Source organism: Pseudomonas sp. GW101-3H06 (genome assembly GCF_059424605.1).
Map to the genome: position 1 here is coordinate 748,485 of NZ_JBWKZO010000001.1, position 23,643 is coordinate 772,127.

A 23,643-nucleotide genomic window follows, 5' to 3' on the forward strand; every position below is an offset into this window, starting at 1 on the left:
GGGCTAAAACTACAGGCCTGATCAGCCGTGTCCGCGCGGCTGCACACGTACCGTTTTTTGCTTGAGGAGTAACCCATGGTTGCCGCATTGCTTGATCGTCTTGGTGTGAACCCGGCCCTGTACCAGAACGGCAAAGTGCCGGTGCATTCGCCCATCGACGGCAGTCGCATCGCCGCCGTGAACTGGGAAGGTGCCGCTGAAGTCGAGCAGCACATCAGTCGCGCAGATCATGCGTTCGAACTGTGGCGCAAGGTTCCGGCACCGCGCCGTGGCGAGCTGGTGCGTCAACTGGGCGACATCCTGCGTGAATACAAGGCCGATCTCGGCGAGCTGGTGTCCTGGGAAGCCGGCAAGATCACTCAGGAAGGTTTGGGTGAAGTTCAGGAAATGATCGACATCTGCGATTTCGCCGTCGGCCTGTCCCGTCAGTTGTACGGTTTGACCATTGCTTCCGAGCGTCCTGGCCACCACATGCGTGAAACCTGGCATCCGCTGGGCGTCGTCGGCGTCATCAGCGCCTTTAACTTCCCGGTAGCGGTCTGGGCCTGGAACGCCACGCTGGCACTGGTCTGCGGCAACCCGGTGATCTGGAAACCGTCGGAAAAAACCCCGTTGACCGCACTGGCCTGCCAGGCGCTGTTCGACCGTGTATTGAAGAACTTCAGCGATGCACCTGCGCACCTGAGTCAGGTCATCATCGGTGGTCGCGATGCCGGCGAAGCGCTGGTCGATGATCCACGTGTCGCGCTGGTCAGCGCCACCGGCAGCACCCGCATGGGGCGCGAAGTGGCGCCGAAAATCGCCGCGCGTTTTGCCCGCAGCATCCTGGAACTGGGCGGCAACAACGCAATGATCCTCGGTCCAAGCGCCGATCTGGATATGGCTGTACGCGCGATCCTGTTCAGCGCCGTCGGCACCGCCGGCCAGCGTTGCACCACGTTGCGTCGCCTGATTGCCCACGAATCGGTCAAAGAAGAAATCGTCACTCGCCTGAAAGCCGCGTATTCCAAAGTGCGCATCGGCCATCCGCTGGAAGGCAACCTGGTCGGTCCACTGATCGACAAGCAAAGCTTCGACAACATGCAGGACGCACTGGAGCAGGCCTTGAGCGAAGGCGGCAAGGTGTTCGGCGGCAAGCGCCAGCTGGAAGACAAATTCCCGAATGCCTACTACGTTTCGCCGGCCATCGTCGAAATGCCGGAGCAGAGCGACGTGGTCTGTCACGAAACCTTCGCGCCGATTCTGTATGTGGTCGGTTACACCGACTTCAACGAAGCCCTGCGCTTGAACAACGCCGTGCCTCAAGGCTTGTCATCCTGCATCTTCACCACCGACGTGCGTGAAGCCGAGCAGTTCATGTCGGCAGTGGGCAGTGACTGCGGCATCGCCAACGTCAACATCGGCCCGAGCGGTGCCGAAATCGGTGGCGCATTCGGTGGCGAGAAAGAAACCGGTGGCGGCCGTGAGTCCGGTTCCGATGCTTGGCGCGGGTACATGCGTCGTCAGACCAACACTGTGAACTACTCGCTGGAGTTGCCGTTGGCCCAAGGCATTACGTTTGACTGATATTTCAGCCAAACAGTGATCCCCTGTGGGAGCGAGCCTGCTCGCGAATGCTATCTGTCAGCCGACATCATTGGTGGCTGATATACCGCTTTCGCGAGCAGGCTCGCTCCCACAACTGATTGGTGTGGGTTGGTTAGGTTTCTGTTGGAGTCTGGCAATGCCGTTACGCGAAGAGTGTCTGTGGGAAAAACTGACGCCGCAAAGGCCTGACAATGCGGCGCTCAAAGGTGAGGTGAAGGCGGATGTCTGTGTCATCGGTGCCGGTTTCACCGGGCTGTCGGCGGCGCTTCATCTGCTGGAACAGGGCAAGACGGTTTGTGTAGTGGAAGCCCATCGTGCCGGCCATGGCGGCTCGGGGCGCAACGTCGGGCTGGTCAACGCCGGAATGTGGATACCTCCGGATGAGATCGAGGCCGGGTTTGGCGAGGCGGTCGGCAGTCAGCTCAACCGCATGCTGGGCGCGGCGCCATCGCTGGTGTTCAGCCTGATCGACAAATACCACATCGATTGTCAACTGCGCCGCGAAGGTACGCTGCACATGGCTCACAACGCCCGTGGCGAAGCCGATCTGCGCAGTCGAGAAGAACAGTGGAAACGTCGTGGCGCGCCGGTCGAACTGCTGACCGGGCAAGCTTGCGAACAGGCAACAGGCACCAAAAAGATCGCTGCCGCACTGCTCGACAAGCGTGCCGGCACCCTCAACCCGATGGCATATACAACGGGGCTGGCAAAAGCAGCCATCAGCCTCGGCGGTCAGTTGTTCGATCATTCCCCGGTCACCCGCCTCGAACGCCAGGGCCAACGCTGGTCGGTGCAAACTGCGCAGGGTTCGGTGCTGGCCGAGCAAGTGGTGATCGCCTCCAACGCCTACACCGAAGGCGACTGGACCGAACTGCGGCGCAATTTCTTCCCCGGTTATTACTATCAAGTGGCATCCGTGCCGCTGACTGACGAGGCTGCCCGGCAAATCCTGCCCGGTGGCCAAGGCTCATGGGACACCCGTCAGGTACTCAGCAGTATTCGCCGGGATAAAGACGGTCGCCTGCTGCTTGGCAGTCTGGGCAATGGCAACCAGAAACCGACCTGGTTCCTCAAGGCCTGGGCCGATCGCGTGCAACAGCATTACTTCCCTTATCTCAAACCGGTGGAATGGGAATGCACCTGGACGGGGCGAATCGCTTTCACGCCGGATCACTTGATGCGCCTGTTCGAACCCGCGCCCGGAATAGTGGCAGTCACCGGCTACAACGGCCGGGGAGTGACCACTGGAACGGTGGTCGGCAAGGCGTTTGCCGATTATTTGTGTAACGGAAATCCTCAAGCGCTACCCATTCCTTTCGCTCCCATGCAGCCATTGGCAGGGGTGGGGTTGCGTAGCTGTTTGTACGAGGCCGGGTTTTCGCTGTATCACGCAGGCCAGTGCCTGCGGATCGTGATCTGATTGTTGAAATTTGTTGCTGGAAGCGGCGCTTTTTCGCGCAGCGACTAGCCTGTAGTGGTGCGCGTTGTAGCAGTTGCGCACCAGCAGTGTGCAGTTCGGTGACGCGCGTTGTTACAGGCTGGTTGCACGCCGTTTCGCGCCGCGGTTGCAATGATGGCGCAGAGGGGTTGCGCCTCAAAAAATAAATGGTTTTACCTTCCGCGGTTTAGACGGTTGCACGCCCAATGAAAATGGGATCGAAACAGTCGAAATAACAATAAAGCAGCGACTTTTTTCAGAATAAAAAACCGATGGCACGGCACTTGCTCTGAGCATTCAGTGAAGTCGCAGTGCCAATTAAAAAAAACCTTGGAGCACCACCTCATGTCCCAGACGTTTTACAAGAAAGGCTTTCTGGCCCTCGCAGTGGCAACTGCGTTGGGTGTTTCTGCGTTTGCTCAGGCTGACATCAAGATCGGCGTAGCGGGTCCAATGACGGGCGCCAACGCAGCATTTGGCGAGCAGTACATGAAGGGTGCACAGGCAGCGGCCGATGCGGTTAACGCAGCGGGCGGCGTGAACGGGGAAAAAATCGTACTGGTCAAGGGCGATGACGCCTGCGAACCGAAACAGGCTGTGACGGTCGCCAAGGACCTGACCAACCAGAAAGTTGCCGGCGTGGTCGGTCACTTCTGCTCCTCATCGACCATCCCGGCCTCCGAGATCTATGACGAAGCGGGCATCATTGCAATCACCCCGGGTTCCACCAACCCGGCCGTTACCGAGCGTGGGTTGAGCGCCATGTTCCGTATGTGCGGACGTGACGACCAGCAAGGCATCGTGGCCGGCGACTACATCGTCGACGTGCTCAAGGGCAAGAAGGTTGTCGTGCTGCACGACAAGGACACCTACGGCCAAGGCCTGGCGGATGCCACCAAGGCGCAACTGGCCAAGCGCGGCGTGACGCCAGTGCTGTATGAAGGCCTGACCCGTGGTGAAAAAGACTTCAGCACCGTCGTTACCAAAATCCGCGGCGCGGGCGCCGATGTCGTCTACTTCGGTGGTCTGCACCCGGAAGCCGGTCCTCTGGTCCGTCAACTTCGTGAGCAAGGCCTGAATGACGTCAAGTTCATGTCCGACGACGGTATCGTGACCGACGAACTGGTGACCACCGCTGGTGGTGCGCAGTACACCAAAGGCGTGCTGATGACGTTCGGCGCCGACCCACGCCTGCTGCCAGACAGCAAGACAGTGGTAGACGCATTCCGTAAAGCCGGCACCGAGCCTGAAGGCTACACCCTGTATGCCTACGCTTCGGTCCAGACCCTGGCAGCGGCGTTCAACGGTGCCAAGTCCAACAGTGGCGAGAAAGCCGCCGAGTGGCTGAAAAAGAACCCTGTCAAAACCGTCATGGGCGAGAAGACCTGGGACAGCAAGGGCGACCTGAAAGTCTCCGACTACGTGGTTTACGAGTGGGACGCGAACGGCAAATACCATCAACTGGAAAAACAGAAGTGATATGAGCGGCTGATCTGCCCGGTGCCTTATGGGCCGGGCAATCCTGAAACATGTCCGTGCAGTACCTGTCTTTTCTCGTAGAGCTGCACACAACCGCATAGCGTCGGCGGCTGAACCCCGGTCCGACGCTAGCGGCTTCTGTGCAGTCTCTCAAATGCGTGAGATTGCGTTATGGATGGTATTTTCCTGCAGCAACTGGTCAACGGCCTGACTCTCGGGTCGGTCTATGGCCTGATCGCCATCGGCTACACAATGGTCTATGGCATCATTGGCATGATCAACTTCGCCCACGGCGAGGTTTACATGATTTCCGCTTACCTCGCGGCAATCAGTCTGGCACTGCTGGCTTACTTCGGTATTGAATCCTTCCCGCTGCTGATGCTCGGCACCCTGATCTTCACTATCGTCGTCACGGCGGTGTATGGCTGGGTCATCGAGCGAGTCGCCTATAAACCCCTGCGTAACTCCACCCGACTGGCACCGCTGATCAGCGCCATCGGTATTTCGCTGATCCTGCAAAACTACGCCCAGATCTCCCAAGGCGCGAAGCAACAGGGCGTTCCAACCCTGCTGACAGGTGCCTGGCGCGTCGATATCGGTACAGGTTTCGTGCAATTGACCTACACCAAGGTCTTCATTCTGGTCGCAGCGTTTGCCGGGATGGCCCTGCTGACCTACATCATCAAGTACACCAAGCTCGGCCGCATGTGCCGCGCGACCCAGCAAGACCGCAAGATGGCCTCGATCCTGGGGATCAACACCGACCGGGTGATTTCCTACGTGTTCATCATCGGTGCAGCAATGGCGGCCCTGGCCGGCGTGCTGATCACCATGAACTACGGCACGTTCGACTTCTATGCCGGCTTCATCATCGGAATCAAGGCGTTCACCGCTGCGGTACTCGGCGGGATCGGTTCGCTGCCAGGCGCCATGCTTGGCGGGATCATTCTCGGGATTTCCGAATCGCTGTTCTCCGGTCTGGTGAACTCGGACTACAAAGACGTATTCAGCTTCTCGCTGCTGGTTCTCGTTCTGGTCTTTCGGCCTCAAGGCCTGCTCGGCCGTCCTCTTGTGTCGAAGGTGTAAGCGATGTCCTCAACCACTAAAAAAACCATTGATCTCAAGAAAAGTCTGGTTGACGCGATCCTTGCCGGGCTTGTGGCCCTGATCGTATTCGGGCCGATTGTCGGTGTTGTGCTCGACGGCTACGGCTTCAACCTGGAATCGACCCGGGTGGCGTGGATTGTTGCCATCGTCATGGCCGGTCGCTTTGCCTTGAGCACGTTCCTGCAGACGCCCAAGGGCCTGAGAATTCTCGAAGGCTTTGAAACCACCGGCTCCGGGGTGCACGTACTGGCGCCCGATTACAAATCGCGCCTGCGCTGGATCATCCCGCTGATGATCGCCATCGCCGTGGTGTTCCCGTTCTTCTCCAACTCCTACGTGCTGGGCGTGGTTATCCTCGGGCTGATCTACGTGCTGCTGGGCCTGGGGCTGAACATCGTGGTCGGCCTGGCCGGCCTGCTTGACCTGGGTTACGTGGCGTTCTACGCCATTGGTGCCTACGGCCTGGCGCTCGGTTATCAGTACCTGGGCCTGGGTTTCTGGACGGTGCTGCCGCTGGCGGCGATCACCGCCGGGCTGGCCGGTTGCATCCTTGGCTTCCCGGTGTTGCGTTTGCACGGTGACTACCTGGCGATCGTGACCCTGGGCTTCGGTGAAATCATCCGCCTGGTCCTCAACAACTGGCTGACCCTGACCGGCGGCCCGAACGGTATGCCTGCGCCGCTGCCGACCTTCTTCGGCCTCGAGTTCGGCAAGCGTGCGAAAGACGGTGGTGTGCCGTTCCATGAGTTCTTCGGTCTGGCCTACAACCCCGACGTGAAGTACTACTTCATCTACGCGGTGTTGTTCCTGGTCGTGCTGGCTGTGTTGTACATCAAGCATCGACTGGTCAAGATGCCTGTAGGCCGTGCCTGGGAGGCACTGCGTGAGGACGAAATCGCCTGCCGTTCCATGGGCCTGAACCATGTATTGGTCAAGCTCTCGGCGTTCACCATCGGTGCATCGACGGCGGGCCTGGCCGGCGTGTTTTTCGCCACCTACCAAGGCTTCGTCAACCCGACTTCGTTCACCTTCTTCGAATCGGCCCTGATCCTCGCCATCGTGGTGCTCGGCGGCATGGGCTCGACCATCGGTGTGGTCATTGCGGCTTTCGTACTGACCGTAGCCCCGGAACTGCTGCGTGGCTTCGCCGAATACCGCGTTCTGCTGTTCGGCATCCTGATGGTGTTAATGATGATTTGGCGACCGCGCGGACTGATTCGGATCAGCCGTACCGGTGTGACCCCGCGTAAAGGAGTAGCGCCATGAGCGAAGTCGTACTCAGTGTCGAAAAACTGATGATGCACTTCGGCGGCATCAAGGCGTTGAACGATGTCAGCCTGAAGGTCAAGCGCAACTCGATCTTCGCCCTTATCGGCCCCAACGGTGCCGGCAAGACCACCGTGTTCAACTGCCTGACCGGGTTCTACAAGGCCTCCGGCGGCAAGATCGAACTCAACGTGCGTGGCCAGCAGACCAACGTCATCAAGTTGCTGGGCGAATCGTTCAAACCGACCGATTTTGTCTCACCGAAAACCTTCGCCAGTCGTCTGTTCTACAAAGCGTTCGGTGGTACTCATCTGGTGAACCGGGCCGGGCTGGCGCGGACTTTTCAGAACATTCGCCTGTTCAAGGAAATGTCGGTGCTGGAAAACCTGCTGGTGGCTCAGCACATGTGGGTCAACCGCAGCATGCTTGCGGGCATCCTCAACACCAAGGGCTACCGCAAGGCCGAAAGCGACGCCCTGGACCACGCGTTCTATTGGCTGGAAGTGGTGGACCTGGTGGACTGCGCCAACCGTCTGGCCGGTGAGCTGTCCTACGGCCAACAACGTCGCCTGGAGATCGCCCGGGCCATGTGTACCCGTCCGCAGATCATCTGCCTCGACGAACCGGCCGCCGGCCTCAACCCTCAGGAAACCGAAGCGCTGAGCGCGATGATCCGGCTGCTGCGCGACGAGCACGATCTGACCGTGGTGCTGATCGAACACGACATGGGCATGGTAATGAGTATTTCCGACCACATCGTGGTGCTGGACCACGGCGTTGTCATCGCCGAGGGCGGCCCCAATGACATCCGCAACGACCCGAAAGTGATTGCCGCGTACCTGGGCGCCGACGAAGAGGAGGTGGTATGAGTAAACCCATCCTCGAACTCAAGGCGCTGGACGTGTTTTACGGGCCGATTCAGGCTCTGAAGAAAGTCTCGCTGCACATCAACGAAGGTGAAACGGTCAGCCTGATCGGCTCCAACGGCGCCGGCAAGTCGACCCTGCTGATGTCGATCTTCGGCCAGCCGCGGGCGGCGGACGGGCAGATCCTCTACCAAGGCGTGGACATTACCCACAAGTCGTCGCACTACATCGCGTCCAACGGCATCGCGCAATCGCCGGAAGGCCGGCGGGTGTTCCCCGACATGACCGTCGAGGAAAACCTGCTGATGGGCACCATTCCGATCGGCGATAAATACGCCAAGGAAGACATGCAACGCATGTTCGAGCTGTTCCCGCGGCTCGAAGAGCGGCGCACCCAGCGCGCCATGACCATGTCCGGCGGTGAGCAGCAAATGCTCGCCATCGCCCGGGCGTTGATGAGCCGGCCCAAGTTGCTGCTGCTCGACGAGCCGAGCCTGGGCCTGGCCCCCATCGTGGTGAAGCAGATCTTCGCCACCCTGCGGGAACTGGCAAAGACCGGCATGACCATCTTCCTGGTGGAGCAGAACGCCAACCACGCCCTCAGGCTGTCGGATCGGGCGTATGTGATGGTCAACGGCGAGATCCGCATGAGCGGCACAGGCAAGGAACTGCTGGTCAACGAGGATGTGCGTAACGCTTATCTTGGCGGGCATTGATTCGTTACTGAAGTATCCACAGCCCCGGCGAGTAATCTCCGGGGCTTTTTTACATCTCGATAAACCGCAAAAAACCTGTGGGAGCGGGCTTGCTCGCGAAGGCGTCGGCACACTCAATATGGATGTGACAGACAGACCGCTTTCGCGAGCAGGCTCGCTCCCAGAGGGGATGGTGGTGCGGTCTTGGGAAATTGTGGAAAACAATATTCGCAAGCTCCCAAAGCGCGACATAAAGCCGCTGCAAATAGTTGTTTTGTCACGGTTTTGACTTGTCCCCGTTTGCTGTGGAGCTGGCTGTGAATAACGTGGGTGTAGCTGGCTGTAAGCCTCTGAATCCGGGGGCTTCAGCGCTGTGGTTGTTTTTTGATCAGGCGCTTTTGCGAGCCTTGAGGCCGGTTTTGTCAACTACTTTCTTGGGGGTGAAACTGCTGAAAACGGGTGTGGGAAAGCCTGTGGATAAGTCTGTGGTTAAACTCTGGAAAGACTCGGCTGAAGGCCGTGGTTACTGGCTCGCGGCCACCGTCGGATTGACCGGCTGGTCGAGAATATGGCCGTTGGCTACACGGCTGGACGACGAGGGTCAAGCGAAAAAGTTTTGTAATCTCTCGCAAAGCCTTGTGGATAGCGGCTTGCAGCATTTCGACTTGCCCCCGGAATGTGTGGATGGGGCTGTGGATAAGGTGCGCGCACCTGTCTGCAAGCCACGGTGCACAAGGTGTGGCGTGGGTTGGTCGTTTTTTGTACAGATTTGGCAGTGGTTGCCGCTGTGGGCAAGGCCGGGCATGCTGCTTGCTGATTTTCTATTCCAATGGCGGACCCTCAGTCCAAGCAAGGAGAACACGATGTCCAACACCCTGTTTATTACCGGCGCGACCTCCGGTTTTGGTGAAGCCTGTGCCCGTCGTTTTGCCGAGGCCGGCTGGAAACTGGTGCTGACCGGCCGTCGTGAAGAACGCCTCAACGCGCTGTGTGCCGAACTGTCGAAGCAAACCGAGGTGCATGGCCTGGTGCTCGACGTGCGTGACCGCAAGGCTATGGAAGAAGCTATCGCCAACCTGCCACCCTCTTTCGCCAAGCTGCGCGGGCTGATTAACAATGCAGGCCTTGCCTTGGGAGCTGATCCGGCGCCCAAGTGCAGCCTGGACGACTGGGACACCATGGTCGATACCAACATCAAAGGCCTGATGTACAGCACGCGCTTGCTGCTCCCACGCCTGATCGCCCACGGTAGAGGAGCCGGTATCGTCAACCTGGGTTCCGTCGCCGGCAATTATCCGTACCCGGGCAGCCATGTGTATGGCGGGACCAAGGCATTCGTCCAGCAGTTCTCCCTGAGCCTGCGCTGTGATCTGCAAGGCACTGGCGTGCGGGTTAGCAACCTCGAGCCGGGTCTGTGCGAGAGTGAGTTTTCGCTGGTGCGTTTTGGCGGCGATCAGGAGCGTTACAACGCCACCTACGCCGGTGCCGAACCGATCCAGCCGCAGGATATCGCCGACACCATTTTCTGGATTCTCAATGCTCCGGCACACATCAACATCAACAGCCTGGAGTTGATGCCGGTCAGCCAGAGTTGGGCCGGGTTTGCGATTGATCGCAGTGGTGGCAAAAACGCATAACGGCTATTCGCGAGCAGGCTCGCTCCCACAGGGAGGTGCATTCCAATGTGGGAGCAAGACTGTTCGCCAAAGCGATTTATCAGTCAGCGAAGATAATCGGCCAACCCGGCATAGCAGGTCGCCAGGTGGTAGGGCGTGGTCGATGGCATATCCCGACGACTCACTTCCCCCTGCTCGTCACGGCACTCGTACCACCCGCCTGCGTGCAGCGAGCTCTTTTGCAACGCCTGCAATTGACGCAACACCGTGGCTTCGCTGTCCGGGCGCAGCGTCAACGCGCGCAGGTACTCGGCCTGCGCCCAGATTCGCTGGGTAGCGTCCCGAGAGCCGCCATTTGGCCCCAGGTCGAGCATGGCCCGCACGGCGCCGGTCTGTTGATCTACACCTAATTGCTCGGTGAAGGCAAACGCGCGCTCCAGCGAAGTGTGCAGTTTCGAACCGCGCAGCAAATCAGAAGACTCCAGCAGGAAATACCATTCGAACTGATGCCCCGGTTCAAACCAGTTATCCACAGCGCCCAGTGGTTTTTCCATCAACACGCCGTGCTTCGGATCGATAAAACCTTTTTGCATGGCTGTGCATAATTCCGCGAGTGCCCGTTGTGCGGCGAGGTCTTCGCGAACGGATAATGTGGCGAGGAAGGCTTCGGCCAAGTGCATCAACGGATTCTGCAATGGGCCGGTTTGCAAGGTACTCCAGTCACGATCGAGGCAGGCTTCGTAGAGACCGTCGCCGGTGGCGAAGCGTCTTGCAATCACTTCCAGGGCGGCGTTGAGCACCGACTCCACCAGCGGTTCGCGGACTTTGTCCCAGTAATGGGCGCAGGCGAACAGGATGAAAGCGTGGGTGTAAAGGTCTTTGCGTTGATCCAGCGGCGCTCCGTGCGGATCGATGCTGTAGAACCAGCCACCGTGCTCGGCGTCGTGAAAATGCCGTTGCAGGGAACGGAACAGCGCCGCTGCACGCTCTTCAGCCGCCGGTACCTGACCGATCAGGCTGGCAAACAGATACAACTGCCGTGCGCAAGCCATGGCCCGGTAACGCTGCGCAGGGAGTGGCTGATGTTTGGCGTCCAGCGCCTCATAAGGCAGCGCCATGTCGGCATTCCAGCCGGGGCCTTGCCAAAGTGGCACGATCACGTCCTGGAAGTGCTGTTGCACCGAGGTGAACAGCGCGGTCAGTTCAGGCTGGGAGGCGGAGCGAGGAACATGCGGCATTGGCTGGCGTCGTCACGGCAGGTTTGATTGCGCGACATGTTAACAGGCCTGAGGGACGCGGTGTCTGTCAGGCCCTCATCGCGAGCAGGCTCGCGCCCACAGGATTGCGGACAACACAAAACCTGTGGGAGCGTGGCTTGCCCGCGATGAGGCCATCACAGGCAGTAAAGGATCAACCCGCCAACAACCAGGCCCCAGTCGCCGCCGAAGCCGCGCCCGCCAGCCGAACCAGCGGAGCTGCCGCTTGCGGCAAGACCCGCACCACGGCATAACCCGCCGCATGCAAAACAGCCGTTGCCACCACAAACCCTGTTGCATACGCCCACGGGCTGGACATATCCGGCAACTCCAACCCATGTGCCACGCCATGGAACAGCGCGAACAGCGCTGTTGCGGCAACCGCTATGCTCACCGGCGGACGCACCGCCAGGGCCACCGCCAGACCCAACGCCAACACAGACGCGGCGATCCCGCCTTCCAGTGCCGGCAGGTTAAGGCCTTCAAAACCCAGCAGCCCGCCAAACAGCATGGTGCCGACAAACGTGCACGGCAGCGCCCAACGCGCCGCGCCTTTCTGTTGTGCTGCCCACAGTCCCACCGCAAGCATCGCCAGCAAGTGGTCGAGGCCGCCGATCGGGTGACTGATGCCGGCGATCAATCCATTGTCACCATGACCCGGGTGGGCGAAGGCGATAGCCGGGGTCAGCAGAAGGGCCAGGGCGCCCAGGATGCGATTCAGTGTCATGGATAAGCTTCCTTGTGAATATGGGGTTCAGGCCGCGCTCAGCAGACCCTGGCGTTCAATGAAGGCGATGATTTCTTCGAGGCCCTGGCCGGTTTTCTGGTTGCTGAAGACGAAGGGCTTGCCGTTGCGCATGCGCGTGGTGTCGCTGTCCATCAGGGTCAGCGACGCGCCTACCAGCGGCGCCAGGTCGATTTTGTTGATCACCAGCAAATCGGACTTGCAGATCCCCGGTCCGCCCTTGCGTGGCAGCTTGTCGCCGGCCGAAACGTCGATTACATAGATGGTCAGGTCTGAAAGTTCAGGGCTGAAGGTCGCCGACAGGTTGTCGCCACCGGACTCCACCAGAATCAGGTCCAGGCCGGGAAAGCGGCGGTTCAACTGATCCACGGCTTCGAGGTTGATCGAGGCGTCTTCGCGGATCGCCGTGTGCGGGCAGCCACCGGTTTCCACGCCAATGATCCGCTCTGGCGCCAGAGCCTGGTTGCGCACCAGAAAGTCGGCATCTTCGCGGGTGTAGATATCGTTGGTCACGACAGCCAGGTTGTAGCGATCGCGCAGGGCCAGGCACAGGGCCAGGGTCAGGGCGGTTTTACCGGAGCCGACCGGGCCGCCGATGCCGACGCGCAGGGGTTGTGTGTTCATGTGGTTCTCCAAAATAGAGCGGCCAAAATAAGGGGGCCTAGGAACGAAACAGACGGCTGTACTGGCGCTCGTGGGCCATACACGCCAGGGACAGGCCGAAAGCGGCGCTGCCATAGTGTTCGGGGTTGATGGCGGTGGCGTTCTGCTGGGCTTGCTGCACCAACGGGAGCAATTCGCTGGTCAGGCGCTGGGCAGCTTGTTGGCCCAGCGGCAGGGTTTTCATTAATACCGCCAACTGGTTTTCCAGCCAGCTCCAGAGCCATGCGGCCAATGCATCCTGCGGACTGATCTGCCAGGCGCGAGCGGCCAGCGCCCAGCCCAGGGCCAAGTGCGGTTCGGGGCGCTGAGCCAGAAAGGCGCGTGCCGTTGCGTCCAGCTCCGGCAAACCGTAGAGCAATTGTTGCAGGGAATAGCCCATCTGCCGGCTCTCCTGATGCAACTCACGGGTTTCCCGGCTGGCGCGGTGTTCTTCGCAGCGTTGCAGCAGTTCGCTCCAGTTTTCCTCGAAGGCGGCCATGCAATGAGCAAGCAGCAGCGGGGCTTCGAAGCAGGCGAGATTGAGCAGCAATTGATCACTGATCCAGCGCCGCGCACTGTCCGGATCGTGCACCCGACCGTTCTCCACCGCCATTTCCAGGCCTTGGGAATAGCTGTAGCCGCCGATCGGCAATTGCGGACTGGCCAGACGCAGCAGCGCCCAGGCGCGGTTCATGGGCGCACGCCGAACTGGTGCAGTTTGGGCGGGTAGTTGAAGTCTTCATCACCATGGCGCGAGTGATGATGGCCGCCGCCATAGGCACCGTGCTCCGGCTGGAATGGCGCTTCGATGCTTTCGGCGGTGGCGCCAAGTTGTTCGAGCATGGCCTTGAGTACGTAATCATCGAGCAGGCGCAGCCAGCCGTCGCCAACCTGCAAGGCAACGTGGCGATTGCCCAGGTGATAGGCGGCTCGGGTCAATTCGAAAGCGTTGGCGCAGGTGACGTGCAGCAGCTGTTCCGGGCGGGCGCAAACGCGGACGATGCGCCCGTCTTCGGCTTGCAGACATTCGCCGTCATGCAGTGGCGATTGACCGCGCTCCAGAAACAGGCCGACGTCTTCACCTTCGGCACTGAAACAGCGCAAACGGCTTTTGCTCCGGGCTTCGAACGTCAGGTGCAACTCGGCGGCCCAGACGGGTTGAGGGTCGATTCTGCGATGAATCACCAGCATCGGAAAGCTTCCAGCAATGGACAATGCTCAGGCTAGAGCAAGGGGCTTGCCAATCGGGGTGGCGTGTAGGAAATGCCTGAGGGATGTGTAGGTCGAGGTTTGTTGGGGCGTGGGTTTTGAGTGATGTTGGTGCAAGAGGATTTTGTATTGCACCAGCGTGGGGCGGCTTGGCTTTTCTATGGGAGCGAGCTTGCTCGCGAATGGGGCGGCTCAGTTGCCTTGATGTTGAGTGGACAACCGCTTTCGCGAGCAGGCTCGCACAGGGAGTTGTGTACCGTCAGGGGCAGAAGCGGGTTACTCAGTGCTGCCGAGACCTTGCCAGTGCTTGAGGCCGATAAAGATAAAGCGCAACTGCTGGGTAATCTTCGCCTGAGGCGTCAGGTGTTCAGGCAATGCCTCGGCCGGCGGATCGATGATGTCCGGCAAGGTGGCGAACACGCTTTTAACGATCAGGTCCGCCATCACGCTCAGGTCGGCGATGTCCAGGTGTTGCAGCTTTGGCATCAGCGACAGGTCGGCAGCCAGGTCCGAGCTGATATCTTCGCGCAAACGGCCGATGGCCAGACGCACCGGTAGCGAACCGCCGTATTGCTCGCGGGCAAGAAACAGAAATTGTGATCGGTTGGCACTGACCACATCGAGAAAGATCCGCACCGACGCATCGATGATACCGCCCATGACAAATTCGTTGTGTCGCACCAAGCGAATGGTTTCACGGAAGGTCTGGCCGACCTCGCTGACCAGCACCAGGCCCAATTCATCCATATCGGCGAAATGTCGGTAGAAACCGGTCGGGACAATCCCGGCGGTTTTCGCCACTTCACGCAGGCTCAGGCTGCCGAATCCTCGGCCACCTTCCATCAAATGGCGGGCAGCGTCCATCAGGGCGTTGCGGGTCTGTTGTTTCTGTTCGGCGCGGGGCAGCATTACAAAGGCGTTTTCTGGAGAAGGAGAGCGGCGCACTCTAGCAAATCGGCTTTGCCGGCGTCGAACGGGGATAAGGAGATCCAGCGGGAGATGAGCGGCGTCTATAAAGCGAGGAACCAGAAAATCAAAAGCCCAATCCGGTGATTGGGCTTTTCTTCAGGGCCACCATGGGGTTAGCTCATGGTGCTGTTGCGTTCGATTACGCGGTCACCACCACCTTCGGCGAGGGTTTGACCTGGGGTGCGGTCCGAGCCGTCAGCGGCAACGGTTTGACCTTGAGGCGTCTGGTCGTAGCCATCTTCAGCAACAGTCTGGCCTTGTGGGGTCTGGTCGTAGCCGTCTTCGGCAACAGTTTGACCTTGTGGGGTTTGATCGTAGCCATCTTCGGTGATCAGACCTTTTTCTTTCAGGCGATCGTTACCACCTTCGGCAAGGGTTTGGCCTGGAGTACGGTCGGAACCATCGGCGGCGACGGTTTGGCTGAATACCGAGTGGCTGTCTTTGACTTGCGGAGTAGCCTGGTCAGCGGCCGGCAGTGCGAAAGCAGTGCTGGTCAACATAGAAAGGGTAAGGCTGAGCAACAATTGGCGTTTCATGATCGGGTGCTCCGTGGGAGGGCGATAAATTGGGTACGAAGGCAATGCTACTCTCGATAAGTCGATATAAAAGTTCATAAACGCAATGTTAATAATCAACGGAATTGATTGTTCTCTGCAGGCCTTCTAAACCGGGGCTTTGCGGTGCACCGAGGTGGGTATTTTCGACTCACTTGCGCCACGCAAAAGTGCGGGTGCGGTAACGCAGGAGGGGAAGGAGGCACGGCACTCGAGCGGTCGATTGCGGCAAAATCTGTTTTTCGATTAAACCTGCCCGCAGTTTTCCAGTCGTAGATTCCATAGCGGGCCGGTTCTGGCCCAGCGTTTTTCATGTGCGTCGCAGTCGGGGCGCTCAGTCGTATCAGGAGCCCTGTGCAATGACGCGCACTCGTAACATTCTCGCCTGGACCTTCACCAGCTTGGTCGTGCTGCTGGCGGTGCTGGTACTGATCATCGTGTTCTTTGATTGGAACCGGATCAAACCGTCGCTCAATGCCAAGGTTTCTGAAGAGTTGCACCGTCCATTCGCCATCAACGGCAACCTGGCGGTGGTCTGGCGCCGCGAGCTTGATGAGAGCGGCTGGCGAGCCTGGGTACCGTGGCCGCACGTGGTGGCCGAAGATTTGAGCCTGGGCAATCCGGATTGGTCGAAGGCGCCACAGATGGCCAGCCTCAAACGCGTCGAGCTGCGCATCTCACCATTGGCCTTGCTGGCACAGCGTGTGGTGATTCCGCGTATCGACCTCACAGAACCCAATGCCGAACTGCAACGGCTGGCCGACGGCCGTGCCAACTGGACGTTCAAGTTCGATCCGAAAGACCCGAACGCCGAACCATCACCTTGGGTGATGGATATCGGTGCAATCGGTTTCGACAAAGGCCATGTCACCCTCGACGACCAAAGCCTCAAGACCCAGCTCGACGTGTTGATCGACCCGTTGGGCAAACCGATTCCGTTCAGCGAGATTGTCGGCGACAAAACCGCGAAAGCCGCCCGGGAGAAGGGCACATCACCGCAGGACTACGCCTTTGCCTTGAAGGTCAAAGGTCAGTATCACGGTCAGAAACTCGCGGGGCAGGGCAAAGTCGGAGGCTTATTGGCCTTGCAAGATGCGGCGCGGCCATTTCCGCTGCAAGCCCAGGTAAAGATCGCCGACACCAGCGTCGAATTGGCGGGTACCCTGACGGATCCGATGAACCTGGGTGCCCTGGACCTGCGCCTGAAGCTGGCCGGAACCAGCCTGGGCAATCTCTACCCGCTGACTGGCGTGACCCTGCCGGATACGCCGCCGTACGCCACCGACGGGCACTTGATTGCCAAGTTGCATGAGCCGGGGGGCGCAGTCTTCCGCTATGAAGCGTTCAACGGCAAGATCGGCGCCAGCGACATTCATGGCAACTTGAGTTATGTCGCCAGTCAGCCGCGACCGAAACTCAGCGGTTCATTGCTTTCCAATCAGCTGCTGTTTACCGACTTGGCCCCGTTGATCGGTGCCGATTCCAATGCCAAGCAAAAGACCCGTGGCGGAGAGAGCAAGCAGCCGGCGGACAAGGTACTGCCGGTCGAAGCGTTCAAGACCGAGCGCTGGCGCGATATGGACGCGGATGTCGAGTTCACCGGCAAGCGCATCGTCCACAGCGAAAAACTGCCGTTCAACGACCTCTATACCCACTTGGTGCTCACCGATGGCGTGCTGAGTCTCGAGCCGCTGCGATTCGGCGTTGCAGGGGGCAAGCTGGATGCGCAAATTCGTCTGAACGGTCGCACTGAACCCCTGGAAGGCAACGCAAAGCTCACCGCGCGGGGTTTCAAGCTCAAGCAGTTGTTCCCGACCTTCGAGCCGATGAAAACCAGTTTCGGCGAGCTTAATGGTGATGCCGACATCACCGGGCGCGGCAATTCGGTGGCCAAATTGCTGGGCAGCGCCAATGGCAACCTGAAAATGCTGATCAACGACGGGGCGATCAGTCGCGAGTTGATGGAGTTGGCCGGGTTGAACGTCGGCAACTACGTAGTGGGCAGGATTTTTGGCGACAAGGAAGTGAAGATTAACTGCGCAGCGGCCGACTTCGACATCAGGAGCGGTCTGGCAACCACGCGGTTGTTCGTCTTCGACACCGAAAACGCCATTGTCTATGTCGATGGCACGGCGAACATGGCGACCGAGCAACTGGACCTGACCATTACCCCGGAATCCAAGGGCTGGCGCTTGATTTCACTGCGTTCGCCGCTGTACGTGCGTGGCAAGTTCATCAAGCCCGAAGCCGGGGTAAAAGCCGTACCCTTGATGTTGCGCGGCGCCGGGATGGTGGCGCTGGGGGTGATCGCGGCACCCGCGGCAGGGTTGCTGGCGCTGGTGGCGCCGAGCGGCGGCGAGCCGAATCAGTGCGCGCCGTTGCTGGAGCAGATGAAAGCGGGCAAGGCGCCGAAGACGGTGAGAAACTGAGGCGAGTTGAAAAATGCTTGATCGCTGCCGCAGAACAAGTCCGAGCGCGATCAAGCATAAACTGCGGCAGATTCTCAGCCAGCAAGGGTAGGCGTTGGAACGTGCAGCACGTCTGTGTTGATGTGATCGCCGATTTTTTTTATGACAGCAGCTCTGATCTTGTCGTACTCACGCGCATCCAGCGAGCTCACCAATAACCACATGTTGGATTTTCCATCTTTGATGGAACTGAGGACTGGCTGGTTCAGAATATCAGCGTTGATTCCATCATTTGCTTGAAATGCAATCCGCAGGCTAATGATGTTTGCATTGTTGCGAACAATGGTTAGCCGGGTTGAAGTGGCGACCGGTGTCTGCTTTGAAGCGATGATTTTTACGCCGGGATCAAATGTATTGGCTCGGAGTCTATCAAGAATTACGTTGGTAACAGGCGATTGGGTGGGCGGTTTACTCAGTTGCAAAAAAGCATTGTGTAATGTTTGTTTTTCCACTTTTGTCAGGGAGGTTTCTGCACATGTTTCCACCGTCTTTAACAGGGTTTTCGCGGAAAATTCGCAACGCTTGAACTCTCGGCCCTTGGTAATCCAGCCTAACTTGTTGATCGTGGAAACGTACTCGGACCACGAAAGCTCGCAGTGTGAGTGTTTCGACCCTGAAGCGAGATCGCTCAACAGACTGGAGTTCAAAACGTCTTTCTTAAAGTCTTCGGTGTGGGGACCGCAGAAAACGGTTATATTGCCTCTGATCAGGTAAATATCAAACGGAGATGTGTCCATGATTGTTGGGGCTCTGGTTTGGCATTTAATATATGGATTTCTAGATTTTTGTTCCCTTAGAAATTTAGCCCTTCGATGAATTGCTCAGCTTGCTTGCTGAATTTTTTGTACAGTAGTTCGCGAATGCCAGAGAATACCCGGTTGTCCAGATATGTTCGCACGGCCCCGGTCTTGATGGTGGTGGATTGCCTTGTGGATTTCCAGAACAGGATGCCACGGGTGCTTTCCCTTGCATCGAGGGATATGCAGTTAAGGACCATGTTCGCTTGTCCGTTACCATCAACCCAAACGGGAGCGATGTCGAACTTGGCTTGTTTTCCAAGCTTGGAATTTCGGTTAAAAATATCGATGGCTCGAGGATTTTTCTGTACAGCCTCTACTGCCTGTTTGCCGACGTTTGCAAGGATTTGAGCACTATTTGCACCAATCAACCCCTTGGCAACTTCCAGGGCAACCTGATCCATCGTTAATCCAACTCTTCGGATAGTGGTCTCTTGAATGTCCTTGGCTTGAATGATCCAGCCCAGCTTGCTCAAACCGGTAACATAGTGTTTGTACCATTCAAATAACTGCGTGTCATTTGGATATAATCTATCTGCGTCCCTTTGCATTATTAACTTGCAGATGTTGACATCCTCGATCAGTTGTTGCGAAACACCTGGCATAAACACATCGATTGTGCCTGGCAGTGCGCTGGCGTTTGGTTTGTTTATGTCGTATGCGGGCTGGTCTTCAGAAGTGCCGGAGAATGCTCGTGGCATTGTTATCAGTGGTAGCGTTGGAAGGGAGTCGACAAATTCGAGTCGTTGTTCCAGGAACATGAGTGTAGTCCTTTACTTGATTATGTAAGCAACCGGTTGGTTACGGTTTTAGATTAATTTTCTCCGAAAAAAAGTCCATTTAACGTTTGTAACTTTAAATATGGGATGAGGTGTTAGATCTTGAGTTATTTTCTATCTATCAGGTTTTCGGGTTGTGTTTTTAATGGAGAGGTGCTCAATCTTTTATATCTAAATGTCGAGTGACTTATCTTTGAGGCTCAACGCGCGGTCTGTCCCGAGCCAAGTGCCTCTTCTCGCAACCACGCAAAAAACGCTCGAACCGGAGGATGTCGCTCACGCCCCGGTACACAGAGTGCGCTGTATCCGGCGCCATCCACCTGCACATCGCCCCGATAAGGCACCAGCACACCGCTGGCAACGCTTTCGGAGACCAGAATGTTGCTCGCCAGCACCAGACCTTGCCCGGCGATCGCCGCTTGCAGGGCGTAATGTTCTTCATCGTATTCCCGCACGGCGGGCTGGCCGGTCAGCCAGGTCTCGTCGGCCTGTGCGCACCAGGCCTCCCAGCCGTGGGCATAGAGCTTGGAGTTGTGCCAGCGCACGCTGATCAGCGTTGGCGTGCGAGTAGTGGCCAGGCTCACTTGCTCTGGTGAGCCATAGACGCCGAAGGATTCGTCGAACAGGCACAACCCATACAGGTTCGGATAGTCATCGAGGCTATAGCGCACCACCAGATCGACGCTGGCGTCCTGATGCAGATCGATGACTTCGCAATGGGTATCGAGGCGCAGGCTGATGTTTGGATGGCGGGCGTAAAAGCGCCCAAGGCGAGGTACCAGCCACAGGGCGGCGAAGGCGGCGGTGGTGGAGATCGTCAGGTTCGTGCCGCTGCGTTGGGGGCGCAGGGTGTCGACGCTTTGCGCCACTTCCAGAAAAGCGCCATGCAGGCTGTGGAACAGCCGTTCGCCGCAGTCGGTCAGCCGTACCCGACGTGGCAGGCGCTCAAACAACGGCACGCCGAGCCACGTCTCCAGCGAGCGAATCTGATGGGACACCGCCGTCGGGGTCACCGACAGTTCTTCGGCGGCGGCCTTGAAGCTCAGCAGGCGTGAAGCGGATTCGAAGGCGCGCAGGGCGGTCAGCGGTAGCGAGGCAAACATTGAATGCTCCATGGATGAAATTAACTCACCCAGACTGATTTTTGTTCAGTTGAATAGGGCCAGCTGCGAGCTTCAAGCTGCAAGCCACAAGCAGTTTTAGTTTAGTCCCAAGGAGATTCAGATGAGTAAGATTCTTGCTGTTCATGCCAGTCCACGTGGTGAGCGCTCGCACTCCCGGCGTTTGGCCGAAATGTTTTTGTCAGCCTGGCAAGCGCGCAACCCCCACGCACAACTGACCCGCCGGGAGGTTGGCCGCGCGTTGATTCCGCCGGTCAACGAGGCGTTCGTGGCTGCAGCGTTTTACCCCAAACCCGAGGCTCGACCGCTGTCAATGCAGGCCGACCTGGCGTTCAGCGATGAACTGGTCGGTGAGCTGCTGGACCATGACGTGCTGGTGATTTCCACACCGATGCACAACTTCAGCGTCCCCAGCGGCTTGAAGGCCTGGATCGATCAGATTGTGCGGCTTGGGTTGACCTTCAATCACACGCTCGACAACGGTATCGCCCAATATGAACCGCTGGTGCGGGGTAAAAAAGCACTGATCATCACCAGTCGCGGCGGCTTCGGTTTTGGACCGGGCGGCGAGCTGGAAGCCATGAATCACGCCGACCCCTTGTTGCGAACGGCACTGGGTTTTATCGGTATCACCGATGTCACGGTGGTCGCGGCGGAGGGCGAAGAGTCCGCGGCGCGCACCTTCGAGGTTTCCGCCGCCGAGGCCGAACAGCGTCTGCTGGCGCTGGCCAGGGAGTTCTAGATGGCCTGGCTGTTCTTGCTGATCGCCGCCGGGTTCGAAGTGACCTTCGCCATGGGCATGAAGTACGCCGAGGGCTTCACCCGACTGTGGCCCTCGTTGATCACCGTGGTGGCGGCGGTGGGTGGGGTGTACTTCCTGACGCTGGCCATGCGCGAGTTGCCGGTGAGCATCGCTTACCCGATCTGGACTGCCATCGGTTCGCTGGGCACGGTATTTCTCGGGTTTGCGTTGCTGGGCGAAAGCCTGACCGCAGTCAAGTTGCTGTCAGTCGGGCTGATTGTGGCGGGGGTAGTGGGGTTGAAGTAGGGTTGATGTCATAAAATGGTCGTCGAGTTGTCATGTTCGCTGGCTTAGCTTGGCGGATGTCTTGCATCTCGCCTTGCATCAAGCCTCATTCACAAGCCCCGATCACAAGGACGTCCGCCCATGTCGCAAGGTTTCGCCCCTCGCTATCCGTTGGTGCTGGTCCCGGGAATGCTCGGGTTTGTGCGGTTGCTGCTGTATCCGTACTGGTACGGGATCATTACCGCACTGCGCCAGGGCGGTGCAGTGGTGTTTGCGGTGCAGGTCTCACCGCTCCACTCCAACGAAGTGCGCGGTGAACAATTGCTGGCGCGAATCGAGGAGATTCTGCGCGAAACGGGGGCCGAGAAGGTCAACCTGATCGGCCACAGCCAGGGTTCGCTAACGGCCCGCTATGCGGCTGCCAAGCGACCGGACAGGGTGGCCTCGGTGACATCGGTGGCGGGGCCGAATCATGGTTCGGAACTGGCGGATTATCTGCACCGACATTATCCCCATGACTGCGCCCGTGGCCGGCTGCTGAGTTTTGTGCTTCGTCTGGTCGCAGCATTGATGAGCTTGCTGGAAACCGGATATCGCGGACCGAAACTGCCGGTGGATATCCACGCGTCTCACCACTCACTCACCACCGAAGGCGTGGCGCTGTTCAATCAACGTTATCCACAGGGGCTGTCCGAGACTTGGGGCGGACAGGGGCCGGAAGAGGTCAATGGCGTGCGTTATTACTCCTGGTCCGGCACCTTGCAGCCGGGAAAAACCAACCGCGGACTCAACCTGCTCGATGGCACCAACCGCAGTTGCCGGCTGTTCGCCAAAACCTTCGTGCGCGAAGCCGGGCATTGCGACGGGATGGTTGGACGCTACAGCTCGCATCTGGGGATGGTGATTGGCGACGACTACCCGCTGGATCACTTCGACATCGTCAATCAGTCGTTGGGCTTGGTGGGGAAGGGGGCCGAGCCGGTGAGGCTGTTTGTCGAACATGCGGCGAGGCTTGAAGCGGCAGGGCTTTAGACCGGGTTGTGGCGAGGGGATAAATCCCCTCGCCACAGGTCAGGCAGCGCTGATTTTACGGCCCAACACCGTGGTCCAGCGCTCGGAAAGAATCACCCCACCCAGGGTCAACATCCCGCCCACCAGGTGATACATCGCCAATTGCTCGCGCAGCACCGCCGCCGCAATCAAGGCAGTCATCACCGGCAGCAAATTGAAAAACAGCGTGGTCCGGCTCGGCCCCAGATGCACCACCGCCTGCATCCATGCCAGTGGCGCCAGCATCGAAGCCAGCAAGCAGGCGTACAGCACCAGCGGAATGTTCTGCAGGGTCAGGCCGGTCTTCGGTGAGACCAGGAACAGCGGAAACAGCACGACCACAGCCACCAGCACCTGCAAATACAGCAACACCAGAGGCGGCAACTTCAGCTGCCATTTCTTCAGCAGCGTGCTGTACACCGCATAGGCCAGCGTGGCGACCAGCATCATCGCATCCCCCAGGTTCACCCCATGCTCCAGCAGCACGTCGAGACTGCCGGAAGAGACCACCACCAAGACCCCGGCGAACGACAGCCCCGCACCCGCCAGTGCGCCGGCGGTCAGGCGCTGGCCGAGGCTGATGATTGCCATGGCCAACGACATCAGCGGCATCAGGGACAGGATGATGCCCATGTTGGTGGCCGTGGTCAGGGCCGCGGCGAAGTACGCCAGGCTTTGATAGACCGCCATGCCGAGTACGCCGAGAATGAAAATCTTGCCCAGGTGCGGGCGAATGACCGGCCAGTGGGCGATCACCGGTTTGAGCATGAAGGGCGTGAATAGCAGTCCGGCGAGCAGCCAGCGGTAAAAACCGATTTCCGCGGGGAAGATCGCCCCGGCAGACATTTTCGTGATCACGGTGTTGCCGGCCCAGATAAAAATGGCCAGCAGGGGATAAGCGTATTGCATCGGGGAAAACCAGAACGTTAATGAGGGGCAATTATCCTCTGTCCGGATACAAGCCTATACTTC

At 58.8% G+C, this 23,643-nt stretch carries 23 protein-coding genes; 12 read left to right on the forward strand and 11 right to left on the reverse strand.

From position 1 onward, the window contains the following. The first annotated feature begins 75 nt into the window (after positions 1–75). From amaB to AC07ZE_RS03455, 8 genes are all read left to right on the forward strand, one after another. A complete protein-coding gene (amaB, locus tag AC07ZE_RS03420; RefSeq protein WP_207261255.1) occupies positions 76–1,566 on the forward strand; it encodes an L-piperidine-6-carboxylate dehydrogenase in 1,491 nt (496 codons plus the stop codon). Between the two features lie 157 nt (positions 1,567–1,723). Then, a complete protein-coding gene (gene amaA, locus AC07ZE_RS03425; protein WP_207261257.1) occupies positions 1,724–3,007 on the forward strand; it encodes an L-pipecolate oxidase in 1,284 nt (427 codons plus the stop codon). Positions 3,008–3,370: 363 nt separating this feature from the next. Further along, positions 3,371–4,504 carry an ABC transporter substrate-binding protein gene (locus AC07ZE_RS03430; RefSeq protein WP_207261259.1) on the forward strand — a complete coding sequence of 378 codons (1,134 nt, stop codon included), beginning with the start codon at positions 3,371–3,373 and terminating at the stop codon, positions 4,502–4,504. Between the two features lie 171 nt (positions 4,505–4,675). Continuing rightward, on the forward strand, positions 4,676–5,590 hold the full coding sequence (locus AC07ZE_RS03435; RefSeq protein WP_095192106.1) for an ABC transporter permease subunit: 915 nt from the start codon (positions 4,676–4,678) through the stop codon (positions 5,588–5,590). Positions 5,591–5,593: 3 nt separating this feature from the next. Next, positions 5,594–6,877: a high-affinity branched-chain amino acid ABC transporter permease LivM gene (livM, locus tag AC07ZE_RS03440; RefSeq protein ID WP_207261262.1), complete on the forward strand. Its 1,284-nt coding sequence runs from the start codon at positions 5,594–5,596 to the stop codon at positions 6,875–6,877. Beyond that, positions 6,874–7,746 (forward strand): ABC transporter ATP-binding protein, encoded by an 873-nt coding sequence (locus AC07ZE_RS03445; protein WP_095192104.1) that lies wholly within the window; start codon positions 6,874–6,876, stop codon positions 7,744–7,746. The genes livM and AC07ZE_RS03445 overlap by 4 nt, the downstream gene beginning before the upstream one ends. Next, positions 7,743–8,459, forward strand: coding sequence for an ABC transporter ATP-binding protein (locus AC07ZE_RS03450; RefSeq protein ID WP_095192103.1), 717 nt, complete (start codon positions 7,743–7,745; stop codon positions 8,457–8,459). The genes AC07ZE_RS03445 and AC07ZE_RS03450 overlap by 4 nt, the downstream gene beginning before the upstream one ends. Before the next feature lie 842 nt (positions 8,460–9,301). After that, on the forward strand, positions 9,302–10,075 hold the full coding sequence (locus AC07ZE_RS03455) for an SDR family oxidoreductase (protein ID WP_207261264.1): 774 nt from the start codon (positions 9,302–9,304) through the stop codon (positions 10,073–10,075). An 83-nt stretch (positions 10,076–10,158) separates the two neighbouring features. Here AC07ZE_RS03455 and AC07ZE_RS03460 read toward each other — a convergent pair whose 3' ends face one another. From AC07ZE_RS03460 to AC07ZE_RS03490, 7 genes are all read right to left on the reverse strand, one after another. Beyond that, the gene (locus AC07ZE_RS03460; RefSeq protein ID WP_207261266.1) at positions 10,159–11,292 is read right to left on the reverse strand and encodes an AGE family epimerase/isomerase; all 1,134 of its coding nucleotides are present in this window, start codon (positions 11,290–11,292) and stop codon (positions 10,159–10,161) included. Positions 11,293–11,464: 172 nt separating this feature from the next. After that, positions 11,465–12,037, reverse strand: a complete 573-nt coding sequence (locus tag AC07ZE_RS03465) for a HupE/UreJ family protein (protein WP_207261268.1) — start codon at positions 12,035–12,037, stop codon at positions 11,465–11,467. 27 nt (positions 12,038–12,064) lie between these two features. After that, on the reverse strand, positions 12,065–12,679 hold the full coding sequence (gene ureG / locus AC07ZE_RS03470; RefSeq protein ID WP_207261270.1) for an urease accessory protein UreG: 615 nt from the start codon (positions 12,677–12,679) through the stop codon (positions 12,065–12,067). A 37-nt stretch (positions 12,680–12,716) separates the two neighbouring features. Continuing rightward, positions 12,717–13,391: an urease accessory protein UreF gene (locus AC07ZE_RS03475; protein WP_207261272.1), complete on the reverse strand. Its 675-nt coding sequence runs from the start codon at positions 13,389–13,391 to the stop codon at positions 12,717–12,719. Further along, positions 13,388–13,888, reverse strand: coding sequence for an urease accessory protein UreE (ureE, locus tag AC07ZE_RS03480; protein ID WP_207261274.1), 501 nt, complete (start codon positions 13,886–13,888; stop codon positions 13,388–13,390). Before ureE ends, AC07ZE_RS03475 begins: the two co-directional genes overlap by 4 nt. A 294-nt stretch (positions 13,889–14,182) precedes the next feature. Next, a complete protein-coding gene (locus AC07ZE_RS03485) occupies positions 14,183–14,815 on the reverse strand; it encodes a TetR family transcriptional regulator (protein ID WP_095192099.1) in 633 nt (210 codons plus the stop codon). Between the two features lie 173 nt (positions 14,816–14,988). After that, positions 14,989–15,411 carry a hypothetical protein gene (locus AC07ZE_RS03490; protein WP_207261276.1) on the reverse strand — a complete coding sequence of 141 codons (423 nt, stop codon included), beginning with the start codon at positions 15,409–15,411 and terminating at the stop codon, positions 14,989–14,991. Between the two features lie 377 nt (positions 15,412–15,788). On the opposite strand from AC07ZE_RS03490, the gene AC07ZE_RS03495 reads away from it, so the two are divergent. After that, on the forward strand, positions 15,789–17,858 hold the full coding sequence (locus AC07ZE_RS03495) for an AsmA family protein (RefSeq protein ID WP_207261278.1): 2,070 nt from the start codon (positions 15,789–15,791) through the stop codon (positions 17,856–17,858). A 74-nt stretch (positions 17,859–17,932) separates the two neighbouring features. On the opposite strand, the gene AC07ZE_RS03500 is transcribed toward AC07ZE_RS03495, so the two are convergent. The 3 genes from AC07ZE_RS03500 to AC07ZE_RS03510 form a co-directional block, all read right to left on the reverse strand. Continuing rightward, positions 17,933–18,634: a hypothetical protein gene (locus AC07ZE_RS03500; RefSeq protein WP_207261280.1), complete on the reverse strand. Its 702-nt coding sequence runs from the start codon at positions 18,632–18,634 to the stop codon at positions 17,933–17,935. Between the two features lie 56 nt (positions 18,635–18,690). Further along, entirely contained in the window at positions 18,691–19,455 is a 765-nt protein-coding gene (locus tag AC07ZE_RS03505) for a hypothetical protein (protein ID WP_207261282.1), read from the reverse strand. A 218-nt stretch (positions 19,456–19,673) separates the two neighbouring features. Further along, positions 19,674–20,588 carry a LysR substrate-binding domain-containing protein gene (locus tag AC07ZE_RS03510; RefSeq protein WP_207261292.1) on the reverse strand — a complete coding sequence of 305 codons (915 nt, stop codon included), beginning with the start codon at positions 20,586–20,588 and terminating at the stop codon, positions 19,674–19,676. Between the two features lie 109 nt (positions 20,589–20,697). On the opposite strand from AC07ZE_RS03510, the gene AC07ZE_RS03515 reads away from it, so the two are divergent. The 3 genes from AC07ZE_RS03515 to AC07ZE_RS03525 all read left to right on the forward strand — a co-directional run bounded on the left by AC07ZE_RS03515 (position 20,698) and on the right by AC07ZE_RS03525 (position 22,653). Continuing rightward, complete coding sequence (locus tag AC07ZE_RS03515) at positions 20,698–21,336, forward strand: FMN-dependent NADH-azoreductase (protein ID WP_207261301.1); 639 nt, start codon at positions 20,698–20,700, stop codon at positions 21,334–21,336. Beyond that, positions 21,337–21,642, forward strand: a complete 306-nt coding sequence (locus AC07ZE_RS03520; protein ID WP_207261302.1) for a DMT family transporter — start codon at positions 21,337–21,339, stop codon at positions 21,640–21,642. It begins immediately after the preceding gene. A gap of 120 nt (positions 21,643–21,762) precedes the next feature. Beyond that, positions 21,763–22,653 carry an esterase/lipase family protein gene (locus tag AC07ZE_RS03525; RefSeq protein WP_207261304.1) on the forward strand — a complete coding sequence of 297 codons (891 nt, stop codon included), beginning with the start codon at positions 21,763–21,765 and terminating at the stop codon, positions 22,651–22,653. A gap of 39 nt (positions 22,654–22,692) precedes the next feature. Here the strand turns inward: AC07ZE_RS03525 and AC07ZE_RS03530 are convergent, their stop codons facing one another. Then, complete coding sequence (locus tag AC07ZE_RS03530) at positions 22,693–23,580, reverse strand: DMT family transporter (RefSeq protein WP_207261306.1); 888 nt, start codon at positions 23,578–23,580, stop codon at positions 22,693–22,695. Positions 23,581–23,643 lie beyond the last annotated feature (63 nt).

Excerpts from the sequence above, each read along its gene's own strand:
- amaB (WP_207261255.1), top strand. The coding sequence starts at position 76 with ATGGTTGCCGCATTGCTTGATCGTCTTGGTGTGAACCCGGCCCTGTAC.
- amaA (WP_207261257.1), top strand. The coding sequence starts at position 1,724 with ATGCCGTTACGCGAAGAGTGTCTGTGGGAAAAACTGACGCCGCAAAGG.
- AC07ZE_RS03430 (WP_207261259.1), top strand. The coding sequence starts at position 3,371 with ATGTCCCAGACGTTTTACAAGAAAGGCTTTCTGGCCCTCGCAGTGGCA.
- AC07ZE_RS03435 (WP_095192106.1), top strand. The coding sequence starts at position 4,676 with ATGGATGGTATTTTCCTGCAGCAACTGGTCAACGGCCTGACTCTCGGG.
- livM (WP_207261262.1), top strand. The coding sequence starts at position 5,594 with ATGTCCTCAACCACTAAAAAAACCATTGATCTCAAGAAAAGTCTGGTT.
- AC07ZE_RS03445 (WP_095192104.1), top strand. The coding sequence starts at position 6,874 with ATGAGCGAAGTCGTACTCAGTGTCGAAAAACTGATGATGCACTTCGGC.
- AC07ZE_RS03450 (WP_095192103.1), top strand. The coding sequence starts at position 7,743 with ATGAGTAAACCCATCCTCGAACTCAAGGCGCTGGACGTGTTTTACGGG.
- AC07ZE_RS03455 (WP_207261264.1), top strand. The coding sequence starts at position 9,302 with ATGTCCAACACCCTGTTTATTACCGGCGCGACCTCCGGTTTTGGTGAA.
- AC07ZE_RS03460 (WP_207261266.1), bottom strand. The coding sequence starts at position 11,292 with ATGCCGCATGTTCCTCGCTCCGCCTCCCAGCCTGAACTGACCGCGCTG.
- AC07ZE_RS03465 (WP_207261268.1), bottom strand. The coding sequence starts at position 12,037 with ATGACACTGAATCGCATCCTGGGCGCCCTGGCCCTTCTGCTGACCCCG.
- ureG (WP_207261270.1), bottom strand. The coding sequence starts at position 12,679 with ATGAACACACAACCCCTGCGCGTCGGCATCGGCGGCCCGGTCGGCTCC.
- AC07ZE_RS03475 (WP_207261272.1), bottom strand. The coding sequence starts at position 13,391 with ATGAACCGCGCCTGGGCGCTGCTGCGTCTGGCCAGTCCGCAATTGCCG.
- ureE (WP_207261274.1), bottom strand. The coding sequence starts at position 13,888 with ATGCTGGTGATTCATCGCAGAATCGACCCTCAACCCGTCTGGGCCGCC.
- AC07ZE_RS03485 (WP_095192099.1), bottom strand. The coding sequence starts at position 14,815 with ATGCTGCCCCGCGCCGAACAGAAACAACAGACCCGCAACGCCCTGATG.
- AC07ZE_RS03490 (WP_207261276.1), bottom strand. The coding sequence starts at position 15,411 with ATGAAACGCCAATTGTTGCTCAGCCTTACCCTTTCTATGTTGACCAGC.
- AC07ZE_RS03495 (WP_207261278.1), top strand. The coding sequence starts at position 15,789 with ATGACGCGCACTCGTAACATTCTCGCCTGGACCTTCACCAGCTTGGTC.
- AC07ZE_RS03500 (WP_207261280.1), bottom strand. The coding sequence starts at position 18,634 with ATGGACACATCTCCGTTTGATATTTACCTGATCAGAGGCAATATAACC.
- AC07ZE_RS03505 (WP_207261282.1), bottom strand. The coding sequence starts at position 19,455 with ATGTTCCTGGAACAACGACTCGAATTTGTCGACTCCCTTCCAACGCTA.
- AC07ZE_RS03510 (WP_207261292.1), bottom strand. The coding sequence starts at position 20,588 with ATGGAGCATTCAATGTTTGCCTCGCTACCGCTGACCGCCCTGCGCGCC.
- AC07ZE_RS03515 (WP_207261301.1), top strand. The coding sequence starts at position 20,698 with ATGAGTAAGATTCTTGCTGTTCATGCCAGTCCACGTGGTGAGCGCTCG.
- AC07ZE_RS03520 (WP_207261302.1), top strand. The coding sequence starts at position 21,337 with ATGGCCTGGCTGTTCTTGCTGATCGCCGCCGGGTTCGAAGTGACCTTC.
- AC07ZE_RS03525 (WP_207261304.1), top strand. The coding sequence starts at position 21,763 with ATGTCGCAAGGTTTCGCCCCTCGCTATCCGTTGGTGCTGGTCCCGGGA.
- AC07ZE_RS03530 (WP_207261306.1), bottom strand. The coding sequence starts at position 23,580 with ATGCAATACGCTTATCCCCTGCTGGCCATTTTTATCTGGGCCGGCAAC.